The organism is Maribacter orientalis, assembly GCF_900109345.1.
GTDB classification, from domain to species: domain Bacteria; phylum Bacteroidota; class Bacteroidia; order Flavobacteriales; family Flavobacteriaceae; genus Maribacter; species Maribacter orientalis.
On sequence record NZ_FNZN01000003.1, the window covers coordinates 285,819 to 312,221 of the forward strand.

Sequence of the window (26,403 nt, forward strand, 5' to 3'; positions counted from 1 at the left end):
TTGTTAGTATAACTATTCATATTTTAACTGCATTTATCTTCTAAATTTACTCCACAGGGGTGTAATAGTTGAATGGCTCGGCTACCGTTTCGGTATATGGTTATCCCTTTTAAACCATACTTCCAGGCAGTGTTGTAGATTTTAGAAACTTCTTTGGCTGTAGTGTTGCTTGCAAGGTTTACAGTTTTAGAAACTGCATTGTCCGTGTACTTTTGAAAAGCCCTTTGATGTAACAAGTGATATTTCCACGGAATTTCTAAACTTGTCTCAAACAGTTTTTTTATTTCTTTTGGAATGTATTTTATATTTTGAATGCTTCCATTGGCAATTACTTCATCTTGTATTTCCTTAGACCATAATCCTAAGGATTTCATTTTTTCAACGAAAATGGAATTGATTTCTATTTGGGTCTTCTCATCTAAAATACCGGTTCTTTTATACGCAAGAGCGTAAAGTGGTTCAATCGAATAGGAAGTATCGGCAATGACCGAAATACTTCCGGTAGGTGCAATGCTATTACAAGTGGCATTACGTAATAAAGTATTGGGAGCATATCGACTATCGTTCCAAGAAGGAAAACACCCTCTTGTCTTTGCCAAATTGCCCGATGCCTTATGGCTTTTTTCTTGTATGAATTTCATGAGTACTTCAGCAAGCTCCACGGCTTTTTCTGAGGCATAGGGTATGCCTAATATAATCAACAGTTCGGCCCAGCCCATAACACCTAACCCTATTTTACGATTGGCCAATGTTATCTGCTTGATATTGGGTAATAAGTAGTGATTAGAACTGATAACGTTGTCTAAAAACCGAATTGCTATCGAAATAGTTTTGCCGAGTTTTTTCCAATCTATATCATTTCTTTTTCCATCATGCACTAGCATTTTTGTCAAGTTGATGGAACCTAGATTGCAACTTTCAAAATCGAAAAGCGGTACTTCTCCGCAGGGATTGGTACACTCAATTTTCCCTTGTTTTGGTAATGGATTGTCATGGTTAATGGTATCTAAAAAAATAAGTCCTGGTTCTCCGGTTTTTTGGGCCTGTTCTGCAATCAGATTCCAAAGCTTTTTGGCCTGTATCGTTTTCGATACTTTTTTTGTTCTTGGGTTGACCAATTGCCAGTTCTTGTTCTTTTCTACGGCGTCCATAAATGCATTGGTAATGCCTACAGAAATATTAAAATTTCGCAAACTTTTTCCATCAGATTTTGAGGTGATGAAAGCTTCAACATCCGAATGTGTTACATTCAGAATTCCCATGTTAGCACCTCGACGTTTGCCTGCTTGTTTAACATACTCGGTGGCGGTATCATATATTTTCATAAAGGCGATTGCCCCTGCCGAGGAACCTTCAGATGAGGTAATGATATCATCTTTGGGGCGAAGTTTTGAGAAATTATAGCCTGTGCCACCACCACTATTATGAATAAGTGCTGCATTTTTAAGCGTCGTAAAAATGGCCTCAAGATTATCTTCAACAGGAAGTACGAAACAGGCACTTAGTTGGCCATTCGGTAAACCGGCATTCATAAGGGTAGGACTATTGGGTAGAAATTCAAGTCTACGCATGACCCCATAAAAACTGTCGAACCACAAATCGTGGTTATTATCCTCTACGGTAACGAGATGCTTTGACACCCGTTGAAAAAGGTCATCGGGGGTTTCTTTTTTGTGTAAGTAACGGGCTTGAAGAATTTGCAGCCCATTGGGGCTTAGATTCGTCATTTAGTTATATTCTGAATTACTTTTCTCAGTTTTTCTCTAACCGTTTCGGCTACCGTGATCAAAGCTTCATTTTTTACGGCCTGCATTGAGGCTGCGGGATCTACTGCAGCGATTTCAATGGTATTTTTTTCTTTTTCTTGAAGAATAACGTTACAAGGAAGCATCGTACCAATTTTGTCTTCAGCCTCAAGTGCCTTATGCGCTAATGATGGATTACAGGCTCCTAAAATTGTATAATTGTAGAAGTCTATATCCAATTTTTTTTTCAAGGTTGCTTTTATATCTATTTCTGTAAGCACTCCAAAACCTTCTAATTTTAAAGCCTCTTTAGTTTTTGATACTGCATCATTGAACGTTGAATTTTTTAGTTGTGTTGAAAAATAGTAGTCCATGATAAAAGTGTTTTATAGGTTGATATTATGCTTTTATTTTCATTTTTGTAGTGGCATCTGTATTGGAAACTATCCATTCATTCAATTCTTCCACATCCTTCTTTTTGCAGAGTTGAGTGCCTTCCGTCATGGTAGCGGCGGTGCCACAAGCCACACCATATTTTACCATATCTGTCATCGATTTTCCGTGGGCCAGGGCAAATACCATTCCTGCAACCATACTATCACCGGCACCAATAGTGCTTTTCTGGTAAACAATGGGCGCAGCAACATACTCGAACACTTCATTCGTGACTAGAAGGGCTCCCTGAGATCCTAATGAAATCACTAATACCTCACACGGATTGTTTCTTATGAAATCTTTAGCAACAGATTCCACATCTAAAAAAGAGATGGTCTTTACACCGCAGAGTGTTGCCAGTTCACCTAAATTTGGTTTTAATAAATAGACACCAGCTTGTGCTCCTTTTATTAAGGCTTTACCAGATGTGTCTAGAATTAATTTTGCTTTTTCTTTTTTGGCAATTTTTGAAACTTGAGCAAAAAAATCAACAGGCATACCTGGGCATAGACTACCACTAGCTACCAATAAATCGCCTTCAGATAGTACCGATTCCAATTGTCTTAAAGTGTTTTTCCATTCGTATTCATTGACTAGGGGCCCCGGCATACCAAATCGGTATTGTTGGTTGTTTACGGTATCGGTGACTGCGAGGTTTTCTCTTACCCATCCTGCTATGGGAATAACCTGTTGTAGTATTTCTAAATCGACGAGCATATCGCGTAAATGATTTCCAGCAGGTCCTCCGGCCATATACATGCATAAAGAAATTCCCCCCAATTCATTGATTACCCGTGAAACATTAATACCCCCACCACCTGGTTCATAAATAGGAACTTCACAACGTAACTTACTGTTTGGTTGTATTCCTGCCACAGAGGTGCTTTTATCAATAGCTGGGTTAACCGTTAGTGTGATAATCTTTTTCATATTCAGTTCTTTTAATTACTTGTATAGAATCAAATGTAATGGTTCGCCTAAAGGTCTCATATGACCAAAGTCATTGTTGAAAAAGCACTTAAAAAATACCCTAGTTAAAATTTCTAGAATGAAAAGGTTTTATGATTGGGTAAAGTAGCAGGTGGTGAAATATAGGTGCATTAGACGTTAGGCTTGCTGTAATTATGGATAGCATTTGTGGAATTCCAAAATTGTAGTAGTGTCGAAAAGGTGATTATAGCCTAGGTCTGATATTTGCACTTATGGTTTATAATACTTCACGATTTAGGTCATGTCCTTAGAGGAAGAAAGTTCAATAAACGTAATTTCGGGTCTCATGCCTAACCTGCCAGGAAATCCCATCCAGCCTAAGCCTCGGGTCACATATAGGTATTGACTACCTTCTTTGTATAAACCAGCCCAATGTTTGTATTTATATTTTATGGGACTCCATTTTTTATCTCTAAAACTAATTCCGGCCTGCATACCATGGGTATGACCCGAAAGGGTCAATGCAATATCGGTGTGGTGCGCCACCTCTTGAGGCCAATGCGAAGGGTCGTGTGATAATAAAATTTTGAAATCGGAGTCATCCACTTTTTCCATAGCCTTCTGTAAATCTCCATATTTTTTGAAGGCAGGATTTCCCCAGTTTTCTACACCGATGATGGCAATCTGTGAATTGGTATTTTTAAAAATTTCTGCTTCGTTCATCAGCAGTTTAAAATTAATTTTTTTATAGAATTCTTGAATACTCTTAAAATTGATTTCTTTTTCGAGTGGCGTAGGCCATTGACTGTAATCTCCGTAATCGTGGTTTCCCAATACGGCAAATTTTCCTTGTTTAGCCGATAATTGTTTTAAAACAGAATCCCAACCTCGTAGTTCCCAAGCAAAATTATTCACCAAATCTCCTGTAAAGAAAATAAAATCAGGCTTTAGGTAATTTATTTTTTTAATGGCCTTTTGCAGATTATGATACTTGAAATTAAAACTGCCCAAATGAAGGTCTGAAATGTGTACGATGCGCAAGCCATTAAACCTCATTGGCATGGCTTCGAAATTTAAATTAATGTGATGCACCTTAAAACGATAAACCGCACTAAAGATGGCATAAAGTATCACGAAAAAAGGCAGAAATCCAGAAAAAACACCGACCAAAGGTATGACGATAAGGGACTCCTGTTCAGAAAAAATGAAATTAGAAAAGTACAGAATGCTGATGACCACAACAAAAATAAATTTGGGGATAAATGACGATACTGTTAACCCGTATAATCTAGATATAATAAGCTGTTGTTGTTCAGGCGCTACTAATTCTAATTTTATTTTTAGAAGTAATATTGAGGTAATTAGGCCAATAGTGAAAACCCAAAAGGCGATATAGATACTATTTTTTAGTAGTATCGACGTAATGGGCCGGGTTATGGAAAATAACCAATAAAAAGCCAAAGCATCAATTAACAATATGGCTAGACATAAAAGTACAATGGTGAAAAAAGAATAGGAGCGCATGCTAACGTTTATTGCTTTGAGGCATTAGTGCCATGTAATCTTCTTTTATCCTTAAGGGCGAAAAGTAAACCTTTAACATCCGCTACCCAAGAATCGTACATAAAGATGAGTATAATTTCTTCTAGTGTTTCTAAAAGTCCTATTATAATCATAAAATAAAATAACCAATAAACTGGACCAAAAAATAGCAGCCATAGTATAAAAACCCCTTGAACAACAGCAGATACTTTGGCCAAATAGGTATGAAAAGATGTTGCCTTACCATATTTAACGAAGGCTATTACCATCTGAAGCAAATAAGGCACAAATGCAATTAAGATGAGTATTATATTCGTTTTAATGAAGGCGGTCTCGAAAACTACAAGACCGATGAGCGCCATGGTAAATGTCAATTGATCGCCGATCGAATCTAATTGAGACCCTCGGGCACTGGTCATTTTTAATTTTCGTGCTAAATACCCATCAATTGCATCGGTACTGTAACTAACGAGTAAAAACCAAGTAAACAGTTCTCGTTCTCCAAACCATAAGAGTATTGATAGTAAAGGTACTGCTGCAATCCGATAAAATGAAAACCAATCGGCGATATTAAAGTTTTTGAATGTCCACATAGATTTTCTCAAGCTTTTTAAATAGGTGTCATTAATTTTCTTTGAAGAAAAAAGAATAAATGCTTAAGGCTAAAACTAGGGGATTATAAGGATTTTCTAAATGATATTTATCATAGTTGAACGCGTAGTAAACCAGAATGGATAGCTAAATAAGTCCTATTGTAAGCTATTGGCATCCTTTTTTAAATAATAGCAAAAAAAAATCTGTACTGACCTGCGTCATTTTATACGCTTTAAGATGAATGTAATTTTGAGGTATAATTAAATGTATAACCTTAAAATAAAATAATATGTCACTAGTAAAATTTAAAAGACAACCGTTCGGAAACTTGATTACACAAGATTTTTTTGACATGGACGATTTCTTCGAAAATCGTGGATGGGTCAGAAATATGGTGCCAGAAAATTTCTGGAACGGTAAAAGATCAGAACCTGCTTTGAACATTAAGGAAACGGATGATAATTTCGAAATCGAGCTTGCCGCTCCTGGTTTTGGTAAAAAGGATTTTGAGGTAACCATTGAAGATGGTTGCCTGAACATTAAGGCAGAAAAGTCGTCCTCTGAAGAAGAGACCGATGATAACTACACACGTAGAGAGTTTAGTTATAATGCCTTCGAGCGTTCTTTGCAACTACCTGAAAGTGTAAAACAGGAAGCGATTAAAGCTAAATACAACGATGGTATTTTAAGTTTTAATCTAGCGAAAAAGGAAGAGGCAAAAAAACTACCACCTAAGAAGGTTCAGATTGCCTAGTGTTTAAGACACTAGTTAATTTAACCCTACTTTTTACAATACCCTCCGGCCAAAGCCTAAATACGTAAATGTTGATAGGTAAGGTTCGGAGGGTATTAATGTATACCCTTAACACATCATATAAATGGCCATAATTGTCGAAAAACCGTTTGCAATTCCTATTGACAAAGTTGTAGCCAGTTTGGATAGTCATTCCCAATTGGGATTAGATAGGGAGGTAATACAACAACGTTTGAACAAATATGGTACTAACGAAATACCACAATATGCACCCAAAAAAAGATGGCGCATTCTTGTTGATCAGTTATTGAATCCTATACTGTATATTCTTATAGCCGCTTCCATACTCGCATTTATTTTTAATGATGTTTTAGAGGGTATTGCTATTATCATCGTTATTTTAATTTCCGCTGGTATTGGGTTTTTTATGGAACTACAAGCAGTGCGTTCGTTAGAAGCACTTCGTAAAATGGGTCAGTCAAAAATATTCGTCACCAGGTCGGGGAAAAGTGAACAGATTAAGGCATTTGAAGTTGTGCCTGGCGATATTATTATATTGAGAACGGGTGATATGGTTCCTGCCGATGCTCGTTTAATACTAGTAGACAATCTATTGGTAAAAGAATCGGCCTTAACCGGTGAAAGTGCCCCGGTCATAAAGCAAACAGGAATTTTACCCAAGCATACGTCGATAACCGACCAACATAATATGGTATTTAGGGGCACCATGATAATAGCAGGTTCAGGAAAGGCGATTGTTACCGCCACGGCCAAGCATACACAATTGGGGCACATACAACAACTCGGTATCGAAGCCGTTGAAGAGCGAACCCCTTTAGAAAAAAAGTTGAACCAATTGAGTAAATGGCTGATTTGGTTGACTTTGTTTTTTGCAATAACCGTAATCGTGGCAGGATATATTAGGGGAAACGATTTTTTATTAATGGTAGAAACAGGAGTAGCATTGGCCGTTGCTGCCATACCAGAAGGCCTACCTATCGTGGCGACCATTGCTTTGGCACAAGGTATGTTACGGTTATCGAAACGCCAAGTCATTATAAAAGAACTGGAAGCGGTTCAAACCCTTGGGGCAACTGATATTATTTGTACGGATAAGACGGGTACCTTGACCGAAGACCGTATGAAAGTACATGCTATACTTTATGGTAACGAATCGGTAGATATTGCATATACCACAGAAATTTCTTCTTCAATTAAAGAAAATCTAGTTTTTGATACAATAATTCGCGCAAGTGTTCTTTGTAATAATGTAGATACGAATGCTAATGATGCTCAAGGTGATTCTATTGAAATGGCATTATTGGAATTTGCCAAATATTTAGGATACGACCCGCTTTCTATAAAAGGAGATAATCCAGAAGTATTGGAATTGCCTTTTGAAGCGGCTCGCAAATTTATGGCAACCGCCCATAATCATGGAGAACATATTCATGTGTATGCCAAAGGGGCTTTTGAAAGCCTTATTACACATTGCGATTTTATCATGAATGCCACCGGTATTATACCTTTTGATACTAAAAGCGAATGGCATGAGAAGGTGAACATTCTGGCCGGTCAGGGATTACGAACCTTAGCGTTTGCTTTTAAAGAAACGCAAAAAATGCCAACTTCTAAAACGATAATGGATGGTCTTACTTTCTTAGGTATTATAGGATTTCTTGATCCGGCACGTAAAGATGTAAAGGCGACCATAGATATTTATAAAAAAGCAGGAATAAAAGTAGTTATGGTTACTGGAGATCACCCTCGTACATCGAAAAAAATAGCGCAGGAAGTAGGTCTGTTAGAAATGAATGCTTCTCCAGATAAAGTACTGATAGCCAAAGACCTTGTTATAGGGAAAAATCCTAATACGACTTTAGTGAAAAGGTTATTGAATGCTACTGTTTTTGCGCGCGTTACCCCAGAGCAAAAGCTGGATCTTGTCAAATTCTATCAAAATAATAACCACATTGTAGGTATGATCGGTGATGGTATAAATGATGTTCCCGCTTTGAAAAAAGCTAATATTGGTATCGCAATGGGTATTCGGGGTACTGAGGCCGCCCGTGAAGCAGCAGATGTTATCTTGAAGAACGATGAGTTTACTGCTATAGAACTAGCAATAAGACAGGGTAGGGTGATTTTCGAGAATATCCGTCAGTTCGTGGTATATCTACTATCATGTAATTTGGCAGAGATACTTTCAGTTGGAATCGCCGCATCTTTGAACCTTCCGTCGCCCTTGTTACCTATGCAAATTTTGTTCTTGAACTTGATAACCGATGTCTTTCCTTCGCTAGCACTAGGGCTGGGAAAAGGGGAGATAGATATTATGGAGCGACCGCCTAAAAACCCTAAGGCACCCATTATTAATAAAAGGGATTGGTACACAATAATTTTGTACGGACTTTGTATCAGCCTTGCAGTTTTAGGTATTGTTGCCTATTCACATCTAGTGTTGGAACTACCGACTGAAACTATCAATAACATGGCTTTTTATACGTTGGTAATGGCACAATTATTCAATATTTTCAATTTGCCACGACATACAGAATCTTTTTGGATTAATGAGGTAACTACTAACATTTGGGTGTGGGGGGCAATAGTTTTATCTCTAGTAATAACGTTTGGTGTGTATCTAATAACTCCTGTTGCCAAAGCATTATCCTTAGAACCTATTTTTATGCAACAATTGATATTGATTGTGCTATTTGCCTTGGGTTCTTTGGTTCTAGCGCAATTGATAAAACGTTCGACACTATATTTCTTTGATAAAACACGAATTGGTTAATGTAATTGTACATCAATTCAAAGCGAGGTTTTAAAACCAAGTCAACATGAGGCAAAAGTTTTATAATCTTATTTGAGACCATACGTAATTCATATCATTCTTGATTTAAAACATTATGGCTTTTTTACAATAGGTAATCTTCATTTTTTCAAAAGGCATTACATAAATCTTCCATTATCTGTTCGCAATACAAAATAATCAGATTTTTAGTTGAATTGGTGATAGTACCGCCAACCATATAATAACCTTCGCTTAATGATAAAGGCGTATAAATCTTGGGTACTGTGTCGAAGCCAAAACAATTTTCATGAGTTTTTTTGGGCGAAAAACGTTTAAGCTGCCATTCAAAAAATTATTTTCTTTTTCGAACTTGATTGATGACTAATATCATTTTTATCCTTGTGTAGCAATGATACATTTGAAGAAATGCAATACATGGAAATATGTATTTCGGAAATAGTCAAAAAAACTCTTTGTTGAATTTTTCTTTGGACTTTACATTATTTTAAAAGCCTGTTGTTGAATTTTTCTTTCCGGAGAAGTGTTTAGAGTTAAGGTATACTACCGGATTTAGGATGTAAAATAGATGTGAAAGCTCATTTTTAGAATGAGTATCGTCATTTAGGCTACTTAATAGATTTTACTACAAAATCTGATAAGAATTTATTGGTATGGTTAAAACAACTATCCAGATACAATGCCAAAAATGCAAAATGAAGAATACGAAATGTAAGAAGTATAAATTGATGTAACGCCATGAACCGATTAAAAGAAAAAGATAATAGGAAACAAAAAGTAACTGAAGCTTCCATATATCAAGCCATTTTTGACTCTTCTTTAGCAGGTTTGTTCGTGCTTGATGCAGAGGGTAACATTCTTAAAGTAAATGCTAAGAGTGAGCGTATGTTCGGTTATAAAAAAGGAGCATTACTAAATAAAAATATCGAGATCATCTTTCCAAAGAGATTTAAAAAAGAGATAGAATTCTTCATAAAAAATCCGCCCTCAGACCCAATACAGATTTTAGGTTTAGATAAAAATGGGGTAGAATTTGCAATTGATTTTAGAATGGTTAGAACAGTTGTCGAAGACCAAACAATTTCAGCTGTTTATTGTAAGAACGCCGATCTTGCCGTTTTTGAAAGCGACAGAAAACTCAGAACACTAGTCGCAAACGCACCTGGTATTGTATACCGATGCAAAACGGATAAACTCTGGACAATGGAATTCCTTAGCAACGCCTGTGAATCGATCAGTGGGTATGTACCAGAACAATTTTATGAACGAGGTAATTTAAGTTGGGGTACACTCATTCATACCAATGATAGGGGAGAGGTCAATAATGAAAGGAGAAAAGCCATATCAAAGAAAGAATCGTATCAAATTTGCTATCGAATTACAACAGCCACCAACAAATTAAAATGGATATTGGAAATTGGGTCTTGTGTAGAAAATCAATTAGGAAAGGTTGATTTTCTAGAGGGCTTTATGCAAGATGTTACCAACCAAAAAGAAGCTGAAATTTCACTTACCAAAGAGAAGGAATTGCTTTATAAATATTTAGAAACTGCCGCATCGATTTTTCTGGTTATTAATATTGACCATAAAATCACCATGGTAAACCGTAAAGCGTGCGAGGTACTTGGTTATGAGGCTAAGGAGATGGTAGGTAAGAATTGGTTTAACCACTATATTCCCAAAAGTCAAAGAAAAGATTTGGCCCAATTTTTCGACCTTATGACTAAAGGCAAGTTAGAACCACCTGATTTCAAAGAGAATTGGGTGATTGCCAAAGGAAATATAAGAAAGTTAATTCGTTGGCGAAATGCTTTATTGAAAGATGAAAATGGTATGGTGACCGGTTTGATCAGTTCAGGTATCGACGTTACGGAACAAGTAAATGCGGAAAGGGAATTGCGCGCTAGTGTGAATAAAAATAAAGCTATTATTGAGGCTTTGCCCGATGTTTTGACTGTTCACGATAAAAAAGGAACAGTTTTGGAAATACATGTTCCCGACGAATCATATCTCGTTGCCCCAATAGCGGAAATCGAAGGCAAAAATATAAAAGACCTTCTTCCTAAAGAATTGGGGGACCAGCTGAAAAATATAACACAAACAGTACTCCGTAACCAAAAAATGGAAACATTGGAAGTAACGGCACCAGTTGCTAACGGAACGGTCGATTATGAATGTCGGTTCGTGCCATTCAACAAAAATCAAGTGTTGACGATTGCTCGAAATATTTCAAAAACAAAGGAAATTCAAAAGATGTTACATCTAAGAAACAAAGCACTGGATGCAGCAGGAAATGGTATCATCATCGTTGATGCACAACAACCAGATATGCCCATAATTTATTGTAACAATGCATTTACTGAAATAACGGGTTATAATCGCGAAGAAGTTCTTGGTGTCAATTGTAAGTTTTTACAGAACGACGATAGAGACCAAGAGGCTATTGTTACCATGGTAAAAGCGATTCAAAAAGGGGAAGCAAGTCGGGTGTTTTTACGAAATTATCGCAAAGATGGCTCCCTGTTTTGGAACGATTTAAGTATAACCCCCTTATTTAATGAAAATCAAATATTAACCCATTTTATTGGGGTACAGAATGATGTTACCGAAATACATAATGCAAAAAATCAGTTAGAACAATATGCGAATAAACTTGAGGAGAAAGTAGCAAATCGTACCAAAGAAATTGAAGCTACCGTGCAAAAATTGGTCGAGAACAATCTCATTCTTGAAGATCAAATTCAAGAGACTAAACTAGCAGAAAGTGAGGCACAAAGAAGCCAAGCTCAATTTAACGCCATTGCCGAAAATTTTCCTAATGGGTTTATTGTGGTCTTCAATGCCGATTGTGAACTCGTTTACCTAGAAGGGGAAGAATTGAAAAGGATGAACCTTAATAAAGCTGATTTTGAAGGAAAACATATTGATGAAATTTCAATTTTTTCAAAAAGACAGATTGAGCAGGTTAAACAAGATCTAATTAAAACTATAGCTGGTAATAGTATTTCCTTTGAGGTAGAGTTCGGTGACTTTTGTTATGCCGTAAATACCACACCATTAAAGTCCGAAGAAAATATCGTCTGGGCGCTTTTTGTGTATAACAACATCACAGAACAAAAGAACGTTCAAGAAAAATTAGCCAAGGCACTAAAGGAAGAACAAGAACTTAATGAATTAAAATCGCGCTTTATATCAATGGCCTCTCATGAGTTTCGAACGCCACTAAGTGCTATTCTTTCTTCAGCAATTTTAATTGGAAAGCAAAACGAACCCGGTATGGAAGAACGACGTGAAAAACATGTTTCCCGTATTCGTAATCATGTAAAACATTTGGTCGTTATATTAAATGATTTTCTTTCGTTGAGTAAATTGGAAGAAGGTAAGGTAGATGCAAAGCCACAGTATTTTGATTTAATTGAGTACTGCAAAATTGTTATTGATGAAATGGAGTCAACAAAAAAGAAAGGTCAGGTTATTAAATTTAATCATACATCTGCGGAAATACCTGTTTTTTTAGACCCAAAACTATTGAGCCATATTTTAATCAATCTCTTGTCAAATGCTTTAAAATATTCAGAAGAAGGTAACGATGTGGTTATGGAAATTCAACAGGCAGATGAAGCTGTATTATTTAAGATTATAGACAATGGAATAGGCATACCTGAAAAGGACCAAAAGAATTTGTTTGATCGTTTTTTTCGTGCCGAGAACGCAACAAATATTAGTGGTACAGGCCTTGGGCTTCATATAGTTAAACACTATGCAGAGTTGATGCGAGGCACTGTAAAATTCAAAAGTAAAACCGGTAACGGAAGCACCTTTACCGTTCAACTTCCCCAAAAATTATATGAACATGAAAAAAATATTATTAATTGAGGACAACGAAGATGTTCGTGAAAATACAGCAGAAATATTAGAACTAGCCAATTACCACGTAGTTACTGCTGAAAATGGTAAAATAGGAATAGAAAAAACGAAGGAATTCATACCCGATTTAGTGCTTTGTGATATCATGATGCCACTAATGGATGGGTTTGAAGTACTACGAGCTTTTGAAAAAGATAGTAGTATGGCCAGTACACCCTTTATTTTTCTAACGGCAAAGACAGATAGGTCAGATATGCGCATGGGTATGAACCTAGGTGCCGATGACTATCTAACAAAACCATTTGAGGAACATGAATTGTTGGAAGCAATTTCCTGTCGCCTAAATAAGCACGAAAACTTAAAAAAAGAAATCATTAAAAATTTGGAAGGTATCAATACCTTTTTGGATGAGGTTTCTGAATATGAAGATATGCAAGGCCTTTCTAAAAGCCATAGTCTGAAGTCTTATGACAAAAAAGAGATTATCTTTTGGGAAGGGGAAAATGCACATTCACTTTTTTTCATTGAAAGTGGAAACGTAAAAACCTATAAAGGTACCGAGTCTGGTAAAGAATTGGTTACAGGGTTATATGGACCTGGCGATTTTGTCGGACAATTATCACTATTACACGCTGCAGGTACATACGTAGAAAATGCGGTTATTTTGCAAGATGCACAACTTTGTGCCATACCTAAGGCCGATTTTATAAAATTACTTTATGCTAACCCAATGGTCTCTCAGAAGTTTATTTCTCTAATTTCTAATAACTTAATCAACGTTCAGTCGCATTTAGTAGATATGGCCTTTGCTACGGTACGACAACGTGTGGCCAAAGCACTATTGGAACTATACGAGAAAGGACTTATTAAAGATAAACCGAATGAAGGTATGTCAATTCCTCGTGAAGATTTTGCAGGTATGATCGGCACGGCCACTGAAACTGCCATTCGCACACTTTCCGATTTTAAAGATGAAGGTTTGATTACTACAGATCGAGGTCGAAGAATTATTATTCTAGATAAAGAAGAATTACTACATATTGCAGATTTTTAAATAGTAGGTAATAATAGTACTTTATCATTTTTAAATTCTACTCAAAAACAACTTTGGAAAATGCTTTTGAAATGACTTGAATCATAACTAAAAGGTTTGGACTTGTTTAAATTAGCCATAGTGGAACGTGTTTATCTACATCTATTACAAACCTTCCTAAGTCATGAAAACAATACAGTTAAAACAGGATTCACGGCACTTTTTGATTAAAAGTTATCGAAAGCTGCCACAGCTTAAAGAGGAAATTCTAGAATTAAGTAATACTACATCGGTGAAACTACAGATGTCCATTTTAGGAAAATTAGGACAAGATTGGGTATTGAACAATAAACAAACCAAATTAGCCCAAATAGAATTAACTTACTATTTGAAAGGTGTGTTGGAAGCAAAATCTGATTTTGCAATTTTTTGTAACCCTGAAATAGGTACGCTATTCATAACAGGATTTCTACTTCCCCAGTTTTTGCTCAACATGAATGGAACATTGTTAGGAGAAATGTCTTCTGGGCCATATGGTATTCTAAGGGGTCTTGGCATCACCGAAAATAAAGCAGCCAAATATTTAAAAGATTTGAACGAGAAGGGTTTTCTTCTGATCTTAAGAGTTTATGATCATGAATTGAAAATCATAAAAGAGTTACTTTAGTAATTAAAACAACAGCTTAATACATTTTACGATAAGTTTTTTAAAGCTCATATTTTATATAGTAAAAAAAACAGGAAACCGAGGTCTCCTGTTTCACACGAAACGTATGAATTCGTTTATGATGTCAATCGAACTTTTATATCTTTTTATCTCTAAATCGATTCAAAAGTTGATTTTCACACTTACGGTATCATCCGAAACGCTATGGTTTCTTTTTCCTTACAGAACTAAAAACCAATTTCGTATTTTAAAAAGAAACCGAAGTACCAAAGGTACCTCGGTTTCCTAGAAGATGTTCTTCAACCCAATCGCCTACTTGTTATGATCCTACTAGAATATATTGCTATAACCGTTCGAGATACAAAAGGTATTGAATTGGTTTTCGTAACCTCTTCTTTTCTTACATTTTAGTACGCTTCGCGAATACTAAATCTATATGTTATTTTTTTAAATCAATTTTTAATGATACAGCTAAGTTATATGGTTGTTCTTATAGCTAAAATGACCTTGGTCAGTTAGGCTGTTTTTTTATAATTAAACGAACTCAGGGTAAGATTGTACTACAATATCATTTTGTACATGTCGAACACCATTAGCTTTATAGGCTGTTTTTTCAATCAAATCCCGTTCTTTTAAAGAATGTACTCTACCCTTAAGCTGTACAGTATCGCCATCAACCTGAACTCGAATACCTTTGGCCATTAAATTGGTAGAACGCTCTAAGGCCTGGGTAATTTGTTCTTCAATATTCTTGGCTTTTGCCACTGGTATTATCTCGATGTTGTTGACGACCCCCTTTACTCCTAATAAGTTTTGTAAACTGTGTTCGGCCTCTTTTCGTTGATAGTCCCAAGCTACATTGCCTGATAGATATATATAACCATCTTCAACAAAAACCATGATGTTTTCTTTGGGTATTTTGGCGTTCCATTCCAAAGCATGTACTGCTGCTTTTGCAATTTCCTTATCGGTCTTTTTAAAATCTTCACCATATTTTACCTCAATATCTTCAGCAACCGCTTTGACGCCAATGACCCGCTTCGCAACTTTATTGGCCACGGCTTTTTTGTGGTATTCATTTACAACGCCACTTAGCGTTACAACACCATCTTCAACTATGACCCCGATTTGGGTCTCGTCTATGTTGGGCTCAAATACGAGTTCATCTAATATATCTTGTTTTATTTGTGCATCTGATTTCATGTAATCTTGATTTTACATAAAATTACTTTAATCAAAAGGCGTTAAAAATGATGCTCGTCAGTTTTAGCACTAATTTATTTCTCTTATTTTTTTAGTGAGAATTGATACTGATCTAAATCATTTGGTGCTTTAAAACTATTTTGAACTTTTGAAGAGTAATAAAATCAAAATAAAATTCAAATGAAAACAGCAACTTCAAATACCAAAGCAGCATTATTGTTATTGGGTGCGAGCCTTGATGTTCTACATCAAGAAAGTAGAGAGTGGTTAGAAACTATTGCCTTCTGGAAAGACGAAACCAAATTCTTCGCAAATTTATTGAATAAAAATAAAAATAAGACATCTGAGTATGCAGATATGTTGAAGAATTTAGACAAAATACATGAAAATCTTTTTGATTATTTAGAAGACGATATTAAACAGCATGAGCGCCTTTTATCACATTTAATTAAAGGCCAAAAAGGATTATCTGATATGGACTACCGTGAAAAACACAGAAGCCTTGGTAAGCGAATGGATTTATTTACGAATGATTTCAGGGAATTCAAAAAAATGGTGTTCGGGTATGTAAAGAAACTCTAAATGTTAAAAAACTAAAGCTATGGAACTGACCGTTTTTATAAAGGATTTTAGACCTGTGGATAACATTGCCCGTTTTATGGATTTTTACTATAGCTTACACATGACGTATTTAGCTAGTGATCTATTGGAACACGGTCTGTCACCCAAGCAGATTTCAGATGCGGTTATTAAGGCGATAAGTATAGGCAAGGCTTCGGGATTGGAATTGAACCAACATTTTAGGCCAGTTTTTAGTGGGATCGAAAGACAAATTATAAACGACTGTAAGCTATCTCACTTAGCTTATGGCCTAGTGATGATTAATGCAGATGTAGAACTTTCGGTCGTAGGCGATTTTCAGGTAAGTTTGCTACAGTCATATTTAATTAATCATAGTTGATTAAATATCGATTTCCAAGCCTATTGGGCCATAGTCAGAACCAAGTAATTGCGAATATATAGTAACTACTTTTACGTATTCTACTATTGAATTACTAATTAAAAAAAGGTCGTTTCAACAGTCGGTATTGCGTGCCTAAACTTGAAAGTGACAGCTTCAATATGGTATGCCAAGATTTACATGTCATAAGCATTATTAAAAGGTGGTCTTCTGCTCAATAGCGTGGTTTATGAGCCCTCTTTTTTTATTTTCAGAATTAGAATCGATTTGCTATTCGAGCAAATAAGATAGCGTTTTGAGCCCTCTTTTTGTTTGGCCTTTGCTTCTTGTACACATAGCAATTCAGTATTAAAATTTTCAAGTGATTTAAATGTTTTTAATAACGACCCTAAGACCCAATTTATATTTCATAGAATAATCTTCATACTTTAAATCTTATAGAATTTGACACATGCGAAAAGCCCTTACTTTAGATATAAAGTAAGGGCTTTTTCATCGATATAATACTAAGCTTCCTTAAAGATCATGCATATGTGGGATAGTATTGAACTTTAAGTTTGTTAACAACATGAAGTACTCCTGGAGCTCTAAATGCCGCTTTTTCCGCTTCCTCTTTTTCTTTGATTGAGTTTACTTTTCCACTAAGGGTTACCGTATTACCATCGGTAGAGACCATAATTCCCTTTGCATCAATTCGCGCAGATCTCTCAAAAGCTTCCTCGATGGTGTCTTTTACCAATATGGGTTTTACATCTTGTTTAATCGAAATACTATTGGAAACGCCTTTAACACCCACCAAATCTTTTACGGCATTTGTAGCTGAATATTTTTGGTAAGCCCATTTAACAGCTCCCGAAAGGGACACCCAACCATTTTCTACTTTTACAATAACAGAGTCATTGGGTACCGAAGAATGCCATTCTAAGGCGTCAACAGCGGCCTTGGCAATTTCTGTATCTGATTTATCCAAACTTGACGGATATTTCACGACGATATCTTCTGCGACCGCTTTTACACCACTCACCCGTTTGGCCGCTTTTTCAGCTGCTAGTTTTTTAGAATGGCTATCCACTTCGCCGCTTAAGGTAACGACACCTTCGTCAACTGCGACGCCGATTTTGGTTTCATCTATACTAGGTTCCCATGCCAGTTCGTCTTGTACATCTAGTTTAATTTTCGCATCTGTTTTCATCTGTAAATTATTTAATTGTTAAAATCTTTTTATCTGTAATTGGCCAAAAATTGTATAGGTTAAATGAATATCTGTTTGGATCTATTCAAAGTATTTAGATTTGGTTCATACAATTATGAGTAAATGTATACTGATACTAAGCGGCTTAAAATGATGTATATCAGTATAGAATATTTTAACAAATTTGATTAGTTGTTCTAATGGGTAAATAATTAGACTAGGCTATACGGCAATTCAAATATATTCTTAACCTAGTAAGAGAAATAAAAAATGTTAGGTTCTACGATAGCATGCTAGTTTTACAGGTAATTAAGACATTAAAGTTGAGTGTTTTTTACTGGTGACCGATGTACTTACTAATTCAAGGGTGTTGTAATTGTTCATTAAAGGTTTTGAGAATGTTTTCAGTTATGTATTTCTTGCAAATCAATAGAACCTATAGGCTAAACAGGTAAAATTTTTTAAATACGAAGGATCTTATTTTAAGATATGAGAATAAGATAGTCATCTCTTCTTATCTCAAATATCGTATTGGTCAGTTAACTATTTATTTGACAGGAACATTTAATTTCAACCAATGATATATTTTTTCAACATCTTCTTTTTGACAAAGTTGGGTTCCACGTTTTAAGGTAGCAGCTGCTCCAGAGGCGACTCCATATTGTATCATAGTTTTAGGAGTATGCCCTGCTTGCGCTTTCAAAAGCATACCAGCTAACATACTGTCGCCAGCACCGATCGTATTTTTTTCATGTACAATAGGCGCCGGTATATATTCAAGAATATCTGCAGTAACCAATAAAGCACCACGGCGCCCTAATGATACGGCCATGATTTCGCAATTATGGGTTGCCATAAAATCTTTAGCAGATTCTTCTAGCATCTTGTTTGATAACATCTTATTTCCATAAAGACTTGCGAGTTCAGCTAAATTCGGTTTAAATAAAAAAATGTCCGTTTTTATGGCGTGCTTTAAGGCTTCTCCTTTAGTATCTAAAATAAATTTCGCTTTTTTGCGCTTGGCAATCTCGCCTACCATCATATAATATTCATCAGGGATACCTGAAGTTAATTTTCCGCTGGCAACCAAAAAGTCGTTTTTGTTTAAAGACCTTTCGATAAGGTTCAAACCTTTTTGCCATTCATTTTCGTTTACGATTGGCCCTGGGAGTCCGAAACGATAGTATAAATCTGTAGCAGTATCAAATACTGAAAGGTTCTCACGCGTTGTTCCCATTAAGTCAATAACATAGTGTTCAATTTCTTGGTTGGACAATAACTCTTGAAGATGTATTCCTGTACGCCCACCAGAGAAATGAATAGCGATTGATTTGCCTCCCAAATTATTTATGGCCCTAGAAACGTTGATGCCACCTCCACCAGAATAATATACTGGTTCAGTACATCCTATCTTTTTGTGAGGTACCAAACCTGGTATGGTCGTGTTTTTATCGACCACTGGGTTTACGGTAAGGGTGAAGATTCGGTTCAATGGGTTCTGTTTATTTAGAATAAATTTGTAGTTACTGCTTTCTGCTAGCCTAGAGGTTGTTCATTTTTTTCACCTTTGTTGTTGTTCTTGGTACCTTGTAAAAGTCATCGGGGTTAAATGAAATACTGTCAATTGCCTCATCAACCAAAAAATTCGACAAATTCAGGAAGATCGCTAGGTTCTTGTTCACATAATCTGATTTTTGTGATGGACGCTTTAGCTGATTTGTTTGCCATGTATCTACCGAAATACTACCATTAACACATAACGAGACTATTAAATTTTTACGCATAGCAATTATTTTGTGCCATTTAGATGAATAACTGGTAATTGTATTGGTAGCATCATCATCATAGTCGTATGTAATGAGCACTATATGGGGGTAAGAGTTTGAAATATATCCCAAACGACCAATGTCATTGTTAGTCCATAGTTCAATAGACTCCGTTTCATTTAAATTCCTTCTCATAATCTCCCTTATTTCTTAGCTTTTCTTAAAACTAAGACTTACACGTTGTACAACATATGATTTTGGTCAGTACCTATAAAATAAAAATTAGTCGATTTATATATTTTTTTCAACTGATACAGGTCATTGTAGACAACGGCATTCCTCAATAATTTAGCAATAATAATAAGTGAAAAATCACGTAAACACGAACATTAAAGTATTAACTAAAAATTAAAAATCATGAAAAAAGTAGTATTAGGTTTATTAGCAATTGGGTTAAGCTATCAAGCTTATTCTCAAGTTATTAAGACAGAACAGTTATCTGAAGTGTCTGTGTATGCAACGAACTATAAGTATTTAAACGAATTAAATACGAGTGAAGAAGCTTCGGTTCCTGTAGAATTATTGCATCGTAAAGTAGCTGCGTTCAACGTAAAGGAATCTGATTTTTATCAAGATGACTATGATCTGTACCAAGTTAATTTTTTCATTCCCGAAGGTACTATTTTAGCCGCCTATGATGGGGATGGAAAACTTATACGTACCGCAGAAAGGTTTAAAAACATCAACCTTCCTAATGCGGTAAAGAAATCGGTTTACGATCGTTTTCCAGAATGGACAATCTCTAAAGATATCTATTTGGTGAATTATCAAGATACTAAAGGAGCTAGTAAAACATATAAGTTGAAACTTGAAAACGGCGATAAAGTCTTAAGGGTGAAAGTAGATGATATGGGAAATTTTCTTTAGAAATATCAACTTTTGATTATAAAATTGGGAGCGTTGTTTTATAAACATTTATTCAAATTCTAGATGTTAAAGACAACCTCTCATTTTGCAACTAATTTTTTTAAGTAGAGAACAAAAAAAATAATGCTATGGAAACTCAAATTTTAAATAAACAGCACCGGCATCTTACTAAGAATATGGATAGGATTGCCACAGTTAAACCGCAAGTGACTATTCAAATAGAAGCGAACAGTTTACATGAACTTTTTAAAAAGAGCTTAAGAAGCTTAGCTAATAAGTTGAAATATAAAATTTATAATCCTACGCGACATACTGATTGTACAATGAAAATAGAGGTTGATGCAACAAATAGTAAGAAATTATTGAAGAAATTCTTAAACCAAGTCTTAGAATTGACCCATACACATCATACCATTTTTTGCACTATGTACATCGAAGAACTTAATGAGAATAGATTGAATGCACAATTATTTGGTAATTGGTTCGATAAGTTTGATAATAAGATAAAATATGTTCCCGAAAATGGTATTCTTATGAGTAGTGAAACAGATTCGTTAAACCCTTTTACTAGCTCAATCATTTTTGAGTGTGAAGAGTAATTCTAACGGTATAGTTGAACAATATTTTCAAATACTAAGCTTGCTCAACAAAATGGTAATTAGCTGCCTCATAAATAATTAATAGGGTTATTCTATAAATTATTTATCGAGATAGAATAATATTTTTTTCTTCAAAACAGTTAAGGGCATCCTCAATTGTAATATTATAAAGCTTTAACCTTCATAATTAGATTTGAAAATAAGTATATTTTTTATTCAAATTGATATTCAATAGTATTGAATATTAGTTCAAGCTATTAATCCACATCGCATGAACTGATGTCAAATCTTCTCTAATGGACATCAAATAAAGTGCCCATACGTTCATATCAATTTTCAAACTTCAAGGCAGCATTTTTCTGGAGTAGAGTATAGATGATTAATCCATATGCCATTGCGATAACGACAAACGATAATAAGGTGCCTAAGAAGGGTATAAAGGTCAGCAAACGTATGACTGACGCAATACCTAAAGCCAAAAGTGCTAAGGACCAAAAATTCCATTGTTTATCGGCTTTTTTGCCTAAGTAGTATGCAATTAACAAGGCCGTTATCAAATGCCCAAATAATAAGCTGAACACATAAAAGCCCCCTAAAAATAAACCAATAGGAATACCGATGATAATGACAATCAATGCTATAACTAGAAAAGGTACTCCGATGAGATATATTGCCCCGTAGCCTAAGCTCTTGAATAAGGTATTATTTAGGTAGGAGGCAGCGGTTGAAAAAAAGTTGCCGAATGCCCAATTTAAAAGAACGATAACCAAAAATGCCGAGAAAAGATAGAACAACCAAAAACCTAAAGCGGCGATACCAAAACCTTTCCATGAAAATTCTTCTCGGTCGCCCATTAACGTTTCATCAAAATTGGCCGTTGCACCGATAAGGGAATTCTTAAAATCTACTTTGTTTTCTTCTGACCAATAGTGTACATTCTCATGAAACTTGGCATTTTCACCAATGGTAATCGATGAAGCTGCTAATTTAGAAGTTCCTTTGATTTCTCCATTAATGAGTATTTCTTCACCAAATAACTCAGCTTCTTTGTTAATAATTCCATTTATTATAAGTTTTCCCGAATACGATTTAATAGTTCCCATAACTTCACCATTCATTTCAATATCACCAGAAAAATTGATGAGGTTACCGTGAATGATGGCATTTTTGGTAATAAAAACTTCACCACCGGCCACGATAACATCGTCACCAACTTCAGAGTCAATGGTCAATTTTCCTCCTGCTGCTCGTATATCATCGGCCACATAGCCTTTGACAATGACTTCACCACCTGCGACGATTAAATCTTGATAAATGGTATCTCGAATCGTAATTTTGCTCCCTGCCAAAACCATATCGCCATGTACTACAGCATTAATATCTATGTTTTCTCCTGCCAGATAGATGTCATCTTTTTGATGTTCGGATATCATTATGTCCTTTCCCCGTTCATGTTGTGCAATGGTTACTATTGTAAAGAGTAATGTAAAGCGTAGTAGTAGTGTTCTCATAACGCAAGTTTTAAAAAATATAATCAAAGTAATTGTAAACTAGAGTTTTATGAAATGATTTGAATCAGGCGGCATATCTTTTTGCCAAACGTGGCAAAAACATATATTTCATTCAATTCTTAGAAATTACTTACGGCAATCCAAAAGACATTCTTGTATAACCAATACGAAAAGGTTTTCCTCAAAAGAACAATGCCGATAGAATAGGTGTATATATGCGCCGTTATGCCAGGCCTTATGGTCAACGTGTAGTTTAAATATTTATCTACATATAGGTAATGTCTTAGCCTTGGTAGAGTTCTGGTTTGCTAAGGTCTTATTGATTAAGAACGGATTTATTTTTCTATACTAAAAAAACTATTTTACTATAAACTAGCCTTTTAGGGAGATTATTTAACGTTTTTATGGGTTTCTAGATGGTGTTTCAATAATTGCTTTAAACTTTCCAGATATTCCTGCATGGCTACCTTATCAATATGTGGATGCTGTTCTGAAGGAATGGTCAATGGATTTTCATCCAAAGAACGATAAAGTTCTGGATAATTTGTCTCGATATTCGTTGTAAGCTTTTCGATTTCGACTACTACCTTTCTTAAATCCTTCATTCCACTAGTGCATTAGTTGAGAGGTATAAATATATTCTACATTTTAAATGAAGTGCATGATATAGGTCATTTTAAAGTATGTTAATGGTTAATAGTTTTGAACTCAAATTAAAAGAGATCAAATTGAAAACAATTTTATACGCCACAGATTATTCTCAGAATTCAGCAGCAGCTTTGAAATATGCCTTTGCTTTGAACAAACAGTTAGGCACTCGTTTGGTAATAACACATGTGTTCGATTACCCGACTGTACTAGGCACTGAGGTGCTTTCAGAACCTTTTCCGAATCTAGAGAAAGATAATTTTAAAATGCACCGTTCTAACTTAGAGAAATTTTGCGACGAACAATTGGGCAAAGATTGGAATGCCCCGAACATACATTTAGAGATTGTAGAGAACAAATCTGTTATACAAGGTCTTTTTGAAATAGCCAACGAATGGCATGCCAATATGATTATTGTTGGTATGAAAGGCGGTAGTGGTGTACGAGAATTGATTATGGGCAGCACAACTAAACAACTCATAGAAAATGCACCTTGCCCAATATTGGCAATACCAGCTGATATGAGCCATGTGGAGATAAAAACTATTGTATATGCAACAGATTTTGAGGAAGAGGATATTCATACGATCAAGAGCTTGGTCGAAATTGCAAAACCTTTAGATGCGAAGATCAATGTCGTACATATTTCCACAAAGAAAGAATATAAAGGTGATATGCAGATGGAGTGGTTCAAAGACGCGCTTAAAGAACAGGTAACGTATAAAAACATTGAATTTAAGCTGTTTATTTCTGATGATATTTTTGATTCGCTTCGAGTTTATTTAGGAGATGTCGGCGCCGATTTGGTGGTTATGCTTGAAAGGGAAAAGAAAGGCTTGAAAAAATGGCTTCATCAGGACCTGGTCAAAAAAATGGAGTCTTACGGCAGGGTTCCCCTAATGAGTTTTAATGAACGTAATCATCAAACCTTCAATTATTAATTATACCACTTAAAATAACCACCTATTATGGCCAGAAGAATATTTAGAATAGTAATAGTAATTTCAATTGCATTGGCAATTTATCTATTTGCCTTAAAAGATAATCATACGAAAAGTTTTCTTATAGTTGCTTCTAGTCTAACATTTCTGATGTTTAGTTTTGGAATACATGGACTTATAGCACACTCACTACAACCTAATTCCAAAGGGAATTTAATTGTATATCCTATATTGATGTGGGCACTTTGGGCTGTTCTATTTTTACTATTTGTATTTTTTGTAATACCTATTTACTGCCCCGACTTTTTAATTGATTTCTAGTTTATTGAAAACGGTAAACAATCTTTGTCTTTTTATTTAAATTGATGGTATCAATTTGCTTCGGATTTCCGGTAACGTAAATCTTACCACTGCCTTGACCATTTATTTTAAGACGGTCTTCGGCAAATACCTGAATATCTTCAGAGTTTGATGAGAAAAGATATACGTCTTTAGCTAAGAGTGCCCAAGCATATAATTGTGCTTTGTTGCCTACTGTTGCACTTAACGATTGTGTCTTTCCATTCAAACTTACTATACTCTTGTCTGATTGTTTCACCATTACTTTGTTAGATTTTAGTTTCATTGAGGTGTTCGAGGCTCCTTTGGCATCGATATGTACATTTTTTGAGTCTACAGATATATTTCCTGTACTCGCACCATCCATAATCAAATTAAAATTCTGACAATCGACAAGTAAGTTGTAATAGGATTCATCTAAAGAATACAGTGTAAAGCTGTCTGCAACTAATTTTTCATTGGTATCTATTGAAGCCGTATCTGACAATTTCACTTCTTTCAGATCACTTATATAAAGAATAATTTCGGCATTACTGGCCAAAGTGTTTTCTTGAATAGTATAAAGAATAAGCGTTGAATTTTCAAATTTCCATTTTATAATGTCCTTTAGACTTCTATCTCCATTAATCTGTACACCATAAAAATAGGTAGGGTATAGATTAACACAAAGATTGTTATGTATTTCAATGGTCTTAACACCCTCAAGGGTTGCGTAAGAACTGAATGTTTTGTCTTCTTGCGCGAATAGGTAATTGAAAGATAAGACTACGATAATACACCAGGCTATTTTCATAATTGAGATATAGACAATTTAAGTGTGAAATTTATTTACTAATAGGTGATTTAAAAATGACAACGGTCATTACACGTAATAACAAACGGTTATACCTTACCATCTTAAACAAATTATTTTATGAATGCTGCATATCTTATAAAGTACGGAAATGCCGAGAAGGCTTTTGAAATAAGGGAAGCAGATAAACCCCGGCCCAATGCAAATCAGGTTTTGATAAAGGTTGAAGCCTTTGGGTTGAATTTTGCCGATGTTATGGCGCGATTGGGACTTTATAAAGCGGCTCCGCCATTGCCTGCAATTTTGGGTTATGATGTAGTAGGTGAAATAGAGGCGATAGGCACCAATGTAAATCATGTGAAATTAGGAGATAGAGTTATTGCATTGACGAAGTTCGGTGGCTATGCCGAATTTGCTTTGGCAGATAAGGAGGTAGTTTATAAAATACCGAATTCATTCTCTGCAGGTGTTGCCGTTGCTTTGGCAACTCAATACAGTACTGCCTATTTTTTAAGTCATCATATGGCCAATTTACAAGAAAATGATACTGTTCTTATACATGCTGCAGCTGGGGGAGTGGGTACAGCTTTAGTTCAGATGGCATTACATAAAAAGTGTATCGTTTTCGGTACTTGCGGTTCTGAAGAAAAGGTAGCCTATCTAAATAAGAATGGCGTGCATTACCCAATAAACTACAGAAAAAATGATTTTGAAGAAGCTGTGCGAAAAGTTATTGGAAAAAAGGGCTTGGATGCGGTTTTTGATCCGGTTGGCGGAAAATCGGTTAAAAAAGACTACCGGTTGCTCGGGGCAGGAGGAAGAGTTTTTTCTTTTGGGGTTTCGAGTATGAACCAGGCCAAAAACATATTTGGAAAAATACGGGTGCTTTGGCAGTTTGGGCTATATCACCCATTACAGTTTTTAAGTGGTTCAAAGGGAATGATAGGTATAAATATGTTGAAGGTTGCAGAAGAAAACCCAGAAAAAATAGCAAAGGTCATGCAAGAGGTTATTCGCTTGACGGAAGAGGGAATTCTTACCCCATATGTTGGTGGCGAATTTCAAGTAGAGCAACTGGCAGAAGCTCATGCTTTTTTGGAGTCTCGAAAATCGATGGGGAAAATCGTTGTAAAATGGTGATGTT

At 35.5% G+C, this 26,403-nt stretch carries 24 protein-coding genes; 12 read left to right on the forward strand and 12 right to left on the reverse strand.

The window, feature by feature from the left end:
• Positions 1-23 precede the first annotated feature (23 nt).
• The 5 genes from BMY56_RS08305 to BMY56_RS08325 form a co-directional block, all read right to left on the reverse strand.
• On the reverse strand, positions 24-1,727 hold the full coding sequence (locus BMY56_RS08305) for an adenosylcobalamin-dependent ribonucleoside-diphosphate reductase (RefSeq protein ID WP_091622537.1): 1,704 nt from the start codon (positions 1,725-1,727) through the stop codon (positions 24-26).
• Complete coding sequence (locus BMY56_RS08310; RefSeq protein WP_091622539.1) at positions 1,724-2,119, reverse strand: DUF302 domain-containing protein; 396 nt, start codon at positions 2,117-2,119, stop codon at positions 1,724-1,726. The genes BMY56_RS08305 and BMY56_RS08310 overlap by 4 nt, the downstream gene beginning before the upstream one ends.
• A 25-nt stretch (positions 2,120-2,144) precedes the next feature.
• Positions 2,145-3,110 carry a 1-phosphofructokinase family hexose kinase gene (locus BMY56_RS08315; RefSeq protein ID WP_091622542.1) on the reverse strand — a complete coding sequence of 322 codons (966 nt, stop codon included), beginning with the start codon at positions 3,108-3,110 and terminating at the stop codon, positions 2,145-2,147.
• A 294-nt stretch (positions 3,111-3,404) separates the two neighbouring features.
• Entirely contained in the window at positions 3,405-4,634 is a 1,230-nt protein-coding gene (locus BMY56_RS08320) for a metallophosphoesterase (RefSeq protein ID WP_091622544.1), read from the reverse strand.
• An 8-nt stretch (positions 4,635-4,642) separates the two neighbouring features.
• A complete protein-coding gene (locus BMY56_RS08325; RefSeq protein ID WP_245737182.1) occupies positions 4,643-5,257 on the reverse strand; it encodes a CDP-alcohol phosphatidyltransferase family protein in 615 nt (204 codons plus the stop codon).
• 278 nt (positions 5,258-5,535) lie between these two features.
• Here BMY56_RS08325 and BMY56_RS08330 point away from each other — a divergent pair, with 278 nt between their 5' ends.
• From BMY56_RS08330 to BMY56_RS08350, 5 genes are all read left to right on the forward strand, one after another.
• Positions 5,536-6,000 (forward strand): Hsp20/alpha crystallin family protein, encoded by a 465-nt coding sequence (locus tag BMY56_RS08330; RefSeq protein WP_091622549.1) that lies wholly within the window; start codon positions 5,536-5,538, stop codon positions 5,998-6,000.
• Between the two features lie 124 nt (positions 6,001-6,124).
• The gene (locus BMY56_RS08335; protein ID WP_245737183.1) at positions 6,125-8,794 is read left to right on the forward strand and encodes a cation-translocating P-type ATPase; all 2,670 of its coding nucleotides are present in this window, start codon (positions 6,125-6,127) and stop codon (positions 8,792-8,794) included.
• Positions 8,795-9,550: 756 nt separating this feature from the next.
• Entirely contained in the window at positions 9,551-12,688 is a 3,138-nt protein-coding gene (locus tag BMY56_RS08340) for a PAS domain-containing sensor histidine kinase (RefSeq protein WP_091622553.1), read from the forward strand.
• Positions 12,666-13,733 (forward strand): response regulator, encoded by a 1,068-nt coding sequence (locus BMY56_RS08345; protein ID WP_091623252.1) that lies wholly within the window; start codon positions 12,666-12,668, stop codon positions 13,731-13,733. Before BMY56_RS08340 ends, BMY56_RS08345 begins: the two co-directional genes overlap by 23 nt.
• A gap of 163 nt (positions 13,734-13,896) precedes the next feature.
• Complete coding sequence (locus BMY56_RS08350) at positions 13,897-14,379, forward strand: hypothetical protein (protein ID WP_091622556.1); 483 nt, start codon at positions 13,897-13,899, stop codon at positions 14,377-14,379.
• 534 nt (positions 14,380-14,913) lie between these two features.
• Here BMY56_RS08350 and BMY56_RS08355 read toward each other — a convergent pair.
• On the reverse strand, positions 14,914-15,582 hold the full coding sequence (locus BMY56_RS08355; RefSeq protein WP_091622559.1) for a BON domain-containing protein: 669 nt from the start codon (positions 15,580-15,582) through the stop codon (positions 14,914-14,916).
• A 180-nt stretch (positions 15,583-15,762) separates the two neighbouring features.
• On the opposite strand from BMY56_RS08355, the gene BMY56_RS08360 reads away from it, so the two are divergent.
• The gene (locus BMY56_RS08360; RefSeq protein WP_091622562.1) at positions 15,763-16,164 is read left to right on the forward strand and encodes a hypothetical protein; all 402 of its coding nucleotides are present in this window, start codon (positions 15,763-15,765) and stop codon (positions 16,162-16,164) included.
• 19 nt (positions 16,165-16,183) lie between these two features.
• Positions 16,184-16,543: a hypothetical protein gene (locus tag BMY56_RS08365; protein WP_091622565.1), complete on the forward strand. Its 360-nt coding sequence runs from the start codon at positions 16,184-16,186 to the stop codon at positions 16,541-16,543.
• Between the two features lie 523 nt (positions 16,544-17,066).
• Here the strand turns inward: BMY56_RS08365 and BMY56_RS08370 are convergent.
• The 3 genes from BMY56_RS08370 to BMY56_RS08380 all read right to left on the reverse strand — a co-directional run bounded on the left by BMY56_RS08370 (position 17,067) and on the right by BMY56_RS08380 (position 19,696).
• Entirely contained in the window at positions 17,067-17,735 is a 669-nt protein-coding gene (locus BMY56_RS08370) for a BON domain-containing protein (RefSeq protein WP_091622568.1), read from the reverse strand.
• Between the two features lie 547 nt (positions 17,736-18,282).
• Positions 18,283-19,227, reverse strand: coding sequence for a 1-phosphofructokinase family hexose kinase (locus tag BMY56_RS08375; protein WP_091622570.1), 945 nt, complete (start codon positions 19,225-19,227; stop codon positions 18,283-18,285).
• Between the two features lie 49 nt (positions 19,228-19,276).
• A complete protein-coding gene (locus tag BMY56_RS08380) occupies positions 19,277-19,696 on the reverse strand; it encodes a hypothetical protein (RefSeq protein ID WP_091622572.1) in 420 nt (139 codons plus the stop codon).
• A 222-nt stretch (positions 19,697-19,918) separates the two neighbouring features.
• Here BMY56_RS08380 and BMY56_RS08385 point away from each other — a divergent pair, with 222 nt between their 5' ends.
• Both BMY56_RS08385 and BMY56_RS08390 read left to right on the forward strand, forming a co-directional pair.
• Positions 19,919-20,428 carry a nicotinate-nucleotide adenylyltransferase gene (locus BMY56_RS08385; RefSeq protein WP_091622573.1) on the forward strand — a complete coding sequence of 170 codons (510 nt, stop codon included), beginning with the start codon at positions 19,919-19,921 and terminating at the stop codon, positions 20,426-20,428.
• Positions 20,429-20,556: 128 nt separating this feature from the next.
• The gene (locus tag BMY56_RS08390) at positions 20,557-21,027 is read left to right on the forward strand and encodes an archease (protein ID WP_091622575.1); all 471 of its coding nucleotides are present in this window, start codon (positions 20,557-20,559) and stop codon (positions 21,025-21,027) included.
• Between the two features lie 329 nt (positions 21,028-21,356).
• Here the strand turns inward: BMY56_RS08390 and BMY56_RS08395 are convergent, their stop codons facing one another.
• On the reverse strand, positions 21,357-22,538 hold the full coding sequence (locus tag BMY56_RS08395; RefSeq protein WP_091622577.1) for a polymer-forming cytoskeletal protein: 1,182 nt from the start codon (positions 22,536-22,538) through the stop codon (positions 21,357-21,359).
• A 389-nt stretch (positions 22,539-22,927) separates the two neighbouring features.
• Positions 22,928-23,143 carry a hypothetical protein gene (locus tag BMY56_RS08400; RefSeq protein WP_091622580.1) on the reverse strand — a complete coding sequence of 72 codons (216 nt, stop codon included), beginning with the start codon at positions 23,141-23,143 and terminating at the stop codon, positions 22,928-22,930.
• Between the two features lie 123 nt (positions 23,144-23,266).
• Here BMY56_RS08400 and BMY56_RS08405 point away from each other — a divergent pair, with 123 nt between their 5' ends.
• Positions 23,267-24,127: a universal stress protein gene (locus BMY56_RS08405; RefSeq protein WP_177170940.1), complete on the forward strand. Its 861-nt coding sequence runs from the start codon at positions 23,267-23,269 to the stop codon at positions 24,125-24,127.
• Positions 24,128-24,154: 27 nt separating this feature from the next.
• Positions 24,155-24,448 (forward strand): hypothetical protein, encoded by a 294-nt coding sequence (locus BMY56_RS08410; protein WP_091622585.1) that lies wholly within the window; start codon positions 24,155-24,157, stop codon positions 24,446-24,448.
• A gap of 1 nt (position 24,449) precedes the next feature.
• On the opposite strand, the gene BMY56_RS08415 is transcribed toward BMY56_RS08410, so the two are convergent.
• A complete protein-coding gene (locus tag BMY56_RS08415) occupies positions 24,450-25,259 on the reverse strand; it encodes a GIN domain-containing protein (RefSeq protein ID WP_091622588.1) in 810 nt (269 codons plus the stop codon).
• A 120-nt stretch (positions 25,260-25,379) separates the two neighbouring features.
• Between BMY56_RS08415 and BMY56_RS08420 the strand changes: the two genes are divergently transcribed.
• Positions 25,380-26,399 carry a quinone oxidoreductase family protein gene (locus BMY56_RS08420; RefSeq protein ID WP_091622591.1) on the forward strand — a complete coding sequence of 340 codons (1,020 nt, stop codon included), beginning with the start codon at positions 25,380-25,382 and terminating at the stop codon, positions 26,397-26,399.
• Positions 26,400-26,403 lie beyond the last annotated feature (4 nt).